At 68.9% G+C, this 4,997-nt stretch carries 2 protein-coding genes; both read left to right on the forward strand.

The window, feature by feature from the left end:
• Window positions 1-22 precede the first annotated feature (22 nt).
• Complete coding sequence (gene tssM, locus ACE3SS_RS14780; RefSeq protein WP_374595253.1) at window positions 23-4,036, forward strand: type VI secretion system membrane subunit TssM; 4,014 nt, start codon at window positions 23-25, stop codon at window positions 4,034-4,036.
• Window positions 4,037-4,076: 40 nt separating this feature from the next.
• On the forward strand, window positions 4,077-4,997 hold a 921-nt coding region (locus ACE3SS_RS14785; RefSeq protein WP_374595255.1), incomplete at its 3' end, for a type VI secretion system Vgr family protein.

Consider the following 4,997-nt stretch of genomic DNA (forward strand, 5'->3'; position numbering starts at 1 on the left):
GCCGAACTGAATCGACCTGACCATGCAACGCCTCTGGAGTTTTCTCATCGACCCGCGCACCCTGGCCGTGATCGGCTTTGCGGCGCTGGCCGCTTTTCTGTTTCTGGGCGCGCATGCGTTGCAGGTTGCGGCCGTGTGGGCCGTGGTGCTGCTGGGTCTGGCCGGCCTGACGTGGCTGGGCGTGTGGTTGTGGCGGCGTCAACGCGAACGCCGCGCCGCGGCGCAGTTCGAGGCCGCGCTCGATGCCTCGGCCACCGACGCCGTCAAGCAAGCGGGCAAGCGCGCCAGCCCGCAGCAGCAAGCCGACGTGAAGCTGCTGCGCGAGCGCATGCGCGCGGCCATCAAGACGCTCAAGCAGTCCAAGCTCGGCCATGTGTCGGGCACGCAGGCGCTCTACGCCCTGCCCTGGTACATGGTGATCGGCAACCCCGCCGCGGGCAAGAGCACGGCCGTCGTGCGCTCGGGGCTGCAATTTCCGTTCGCCGCGCAAGAAGGCCAGGCCGCGCTCGAAGGCTCGGTGCTGCAAGGCATCGGCGGCACGCGCAACTGCGACTGGTTCTTCACCACCGAAGGCATCTTGCTCGACACCGCCGGTCGCTACGCGGTGCACGACGAAGACCGCGCCGAGTGGAGCGGCTTCTTGCAGCTGCTCAAGCAGCATCGGCCCAAGGCGCCCGTCAACGGCATCATCGTGGCGGTGAGCATCGCCGAGCTGATCGGCGCCAAGCCCGAATACGTGATCGGCCTGGCCAAGCAACTGCGCCAGCGCATGCAAGAAATCACCGAGCAGCTCGAAGTGTTCGCGCCGGTCTACGTGATGTTCACCAAGGCCGACCTCATCGGCGGCTTTGCCGAGTTCTTCATGGACCGCGACCGCGAGTCGCGCGAGCGCGTGTGGGGCGCGACGCTGCCGTATCAACCGCAAGCCGCCAGCGGCGCGAATGCCGACCAGCACGACGCCATCGCGCAATTCGAGCAGCGCTTCGACGAGCTGCACCAGGGCCTGAAAGAAAGCGCCATCGCCCACATGGGCCTGCACCGTGGCGAGCAGTTGCCGCCGGGCGTGTTGATGTTCCCGCTCGAATTCGCCGGGCTCAAGCCGGCGCTGCGCAACTTCCTGACCACGCTGTTCGAAGACAACCCGTATCAGTTCCGCCCGATCTTTCGCGGCTTCTACTTCACCAGCGCCGTGCAGCAGGGCGAGTCGACCAACCGCGCCAGCGAGCGCGTGGCGCAACGCTTCGGCCTCGCGCTGCGGCCGGGCGACGGCGCGGCCGTGTACTCGAACACCGGCTTCTTCTTGCGCGAGCTGTTCTCGAAGGTGATCTTCGCCGACCGCCAGCTCGTGCAGCAATACCTCAGCCCCGCCAAGCGCCGGTTGCGTCTGGCCACCTTCCTGGCCAGCGTGCTGGTGCTCGGCACGGCGCTGAGCTTGTGGACGTGGTCTTACATCGGCAACCGCCAGCTCGTGGCGCACGTGCAGGCCGACCTCGACCAGGCCATCAAGCTGCAAGACAACAAGCTCGACCTGGCCTCGCGCCTGCAAGCGCTGCAACTGCTGCAAGACCGCCTGGCGCAACTGCAAAGCTACCGCGACAGCCACCCCTGGTCGATCGGACTCGGCCTGTATCAAGGCGATGCCATCGAGGCCGTGGTCAAGCGCGAATACTTCGCGGGCCTGCAAGAAGTGATGCTCAAGCCGGTGGCCGAATCGCTCGAAGGCTATCTGGCCGACGTGAACGCGCATGCCGCGCAACTGCAGCCGCTCAACGCGCCGGCAGTCGCCAACGCGCAGCCCGCCACACCGGGCGCGATCGCGGCGGCAGAAGGCGCGACGGGCGCATCCGCCGCAATGGCATCCGCTTCGTCCGCCAACCCGGCCCCGGCCGAGGCCACGCCGCTCACGCCCACCAAGGCTGCCACGCCCTACACCGTGGCCCAGGCCAATGACGTGAGCGACGCCTACAACGCGCTCAAGGCCTACCTGATGCTGGCCGACCACGCGCACCTCGAAGCCGGCCACCTGAGCGACCAGCTCACGCGTTTCTGGCGCGGCTGGCTCGAAGCCAACCGGGGCGGCATGCCGCGCGAAGAGATGATCCGCTCGGCCGAAAAGCTCATCTCGTTTTCGCTCACGCAGATGAACGACCCGGCCTTCCCGGCCGTGGCCAACAACCTCACGCTGGTCGACCAGACGCGCGAGAACCTGCGCCGCGTCGTCAAGGGCATGCCGGCTCGCGAGCGCGTGTTCGCCGAGATCAAGGCCCGCGCCGCCACGCGCTTCGGCCCTGTCACCGTGGCCCGCATCGTCGGTGAAGCGGACCAGAGCATGGTGGCCGGCAGCGTGGCCGTGTCCGGCGTGTTCACCCGCGCCGCGTGGGACGGCTACGTGAAAGACGCCATCCAGACCGCCGCCAACAAGGAGCTGCAGTCCGAAGACTGGGTGCTCAAGAGCACGCTGCGCGACGACCTCACGCTCGAGGGCAGCCCCGAGCACATCCAGAAGGCGCTCACCGAGCAATACAAGACCGAGTACGTGGCCGAGTGGCGGCGCTTCATGCAGGGCGTGAGCGTGAACGAATTCGGCGGCTTCGACGGCGCGGTGACGCACATGAACCGCCTGGGCGACCCGGCCAACTCGCCGGTCGGCAAGCTGATGCAGCGCCTGTACGACGAGACCTCGTGGGACAACCCCTCGCTGCTCAACGAACGCATCGGCCAGACCAAGCGCGGCTTCGTCGAATGGTTCAAGCAGACCGTGCTGGGCCAGGCGCCCAACGGCATCACGATCAACGTGAATGCCGGCGAGGGCCAGGCCGGCGAAGGTGGCAAGGAGGCCATCCCGATGGGCCCGATCGGCCGCGAGTTCGCGGGTGTGGCGCGCTTGATGATGAGCCGCGAGAAAGATCCGACGCCGATGCAGCGCTACCTCGAATCGCTGTCCAAGATTCGCAGTCGCTTCAACCAGATGAAGAACCAGGGCGATGCCGGCCCCGCGAGCCGCGCGCTGATGCAGGCCACGCTCGACGGCAACGGCTCCGAGCTCAGCGATGCGCTCAAGCTGGTCGACGAGCAGATGCTCACCGGCATGAGCGACAGCGCCAAGGCCGCCCTGCGCCCGCTGCTCGTGCGGCCGTTGATGCAGTCGTACGCGGTGCTGGTCGGGCCCACCGAGGCCGAGCTCAACCGCGTGTGGACGGCGCAGGTGCTGCAGCCTTTCAACACCACCCTGGGCGGCAAATATCCGTTCGACGGCGGCTCGCGCATCGAAGCCGCGCCGGGCGAAATCGCCAAGGTGTTCGGCGCGCAAGGCAGCATCGCCAAGTTCTCCGACCAGGCCCTGGCCGGTCTGACCGTGCGGCGCGGCGACGTGCTCACGCCGCGCACCTGGGCCGACATCGGTATCCGCCTGCGGCCCGAATTCGCCGGCAGCTTCGGCGGCTGGGTGGCGCCGCTGGCGGGCCAGGGCGACGCAGCCGGTGGCGGGGGCGCGGGCGCGCCGGCCCAGGCCGCCGACAACCAGACGGTCTTCCAGATCCTGCCGCAAGCCGCGCCGGGCCTGACCGAATACACCATCGAGATCGACGGCCAGCAGCTGCGCTACCGCAACACCGCCGCCGCCTGGACCAACTTCGTCTGGCCCAGCCCGCAAGGCGCGCCCGGCGTGAAGATCAGCGGCGTGAGCTTCGACGGGCGCAGCGTCGAGTTCATCAACTTCCCCGGCAACTTCGGGCTCGAAAAAATGCTCGGCTCGGCCGCGCGCAAGAAGCTCGACGCCACCACTTTCGAGCTCAAGTGGACGAGCGCCAGCGGCGCCAACCTCGTCGTGCCCGTCAAGCTGCGCATCATCAGCAGCCCCGGCGTGAGCACCCCTGCGGCGGGCCAGCCCGCCGGCCACGCCGGCACCAACTTCAAGGGCCTGCAGCTGCCCGCGCTGATCGCGGGCGACGACAACGCGCCCGCGCCGGCCGCCGGCACCGGCTCGCCACCCACGCCGGCGGCGGCGCCCGTCGCGGCCACCGAGCCCCATCACTGACCCCGTCATCGCACGCACAACAACACCAGCGGAGGACCCGATGAACGTCACCCCCACCAGCCTCGGCGGGCTGTCATCCCGCCTGGGCGACTTGCCGAGCACCAGCCCGTCGGGCCTGCTCGATTCGCTGCCAGACGCCCTCACCTCGCGGCTCGACTTCACGCGCTTTTTCAGCCAGGCCACGCGCCTGATCCAGCTCGACACGGCCCTGCCGGGCGCGGCGCTGGTGGTCGAGCGCTTGCAGGGTCGCGAGGCCATCAATGAACCCTTTCGCTTCGAGCTCGACTGCCTCAGCACCTCGGCACATCTGGAGCTCAAAGCCCTGATCGGCGAGCAGCTCACGCTGCGCTTGCTGAAGGCCGACGGCGGCTGGCGCGCCTGGCACGGCTACGTGGTGCAGGCCGCGCAATTGGGCAGCGATGGCGGCGCCGCGCGCTACCGGCTCACGCTCGCGTCGTGGCTGCACTTCTTGCAGCTGCGACAAGACAGCTTCGTCTTTCAAGACCGCAGCGCGCTGCAGGTGGTCGAGGCCGTGTTCGCCGACCACGCCGCGATGCACGGTCAGGCCAACTGGCGCATCGACGTGAGCCCCGAAGTGGCCGCCGCGCTGCGCGTGCGCGAGATCTGCACGCAATACCAAGAGAGCGACTTCGACTTCGTCAGCCGCCTGCTGGCCGAAGAAGGCTTGAGCTACCACTTCGAGCACGACGACGCGGCCGATGCCGACAGCCTGACCGCTGACGACGACCGCGCCCGCCATGCCCGGCACTGCCTGGTCATCACCGACGCCACCAGCGCGCGGCCCGAGCTCGGCGCGCTGCGCCTGGGTCGCCCGGGCCTGCGCGGCTTGGACGGCCTGCCGCAAGACACCCTCACGCAATTCAGCGCCACGCGCCGCGTGCGCCCCACCGCGGTCACGCTGGCGGCATGGCGCCCCACCCAGCTGGTGAGCGCCACCGGG

Origin of the sequence: Aquabacterium sp., from assembly GCF_041915145.1 — a bacterium.
Lineage (GTDB): Bacteria > Pseudomonadota > Gammaproteobacteria > Burkholderiales > Burkholderiaceae_C > Aquabacterium.

Excerpts from the sequence above, each read along its gene's own strand:
- tssM (WP_374595253.1), top strand. The coding sequence starts at position 23 with ATGCAACGCCTCTGGAGTTTTCTCATCGACCCGCGCACCCTGGCCGTG.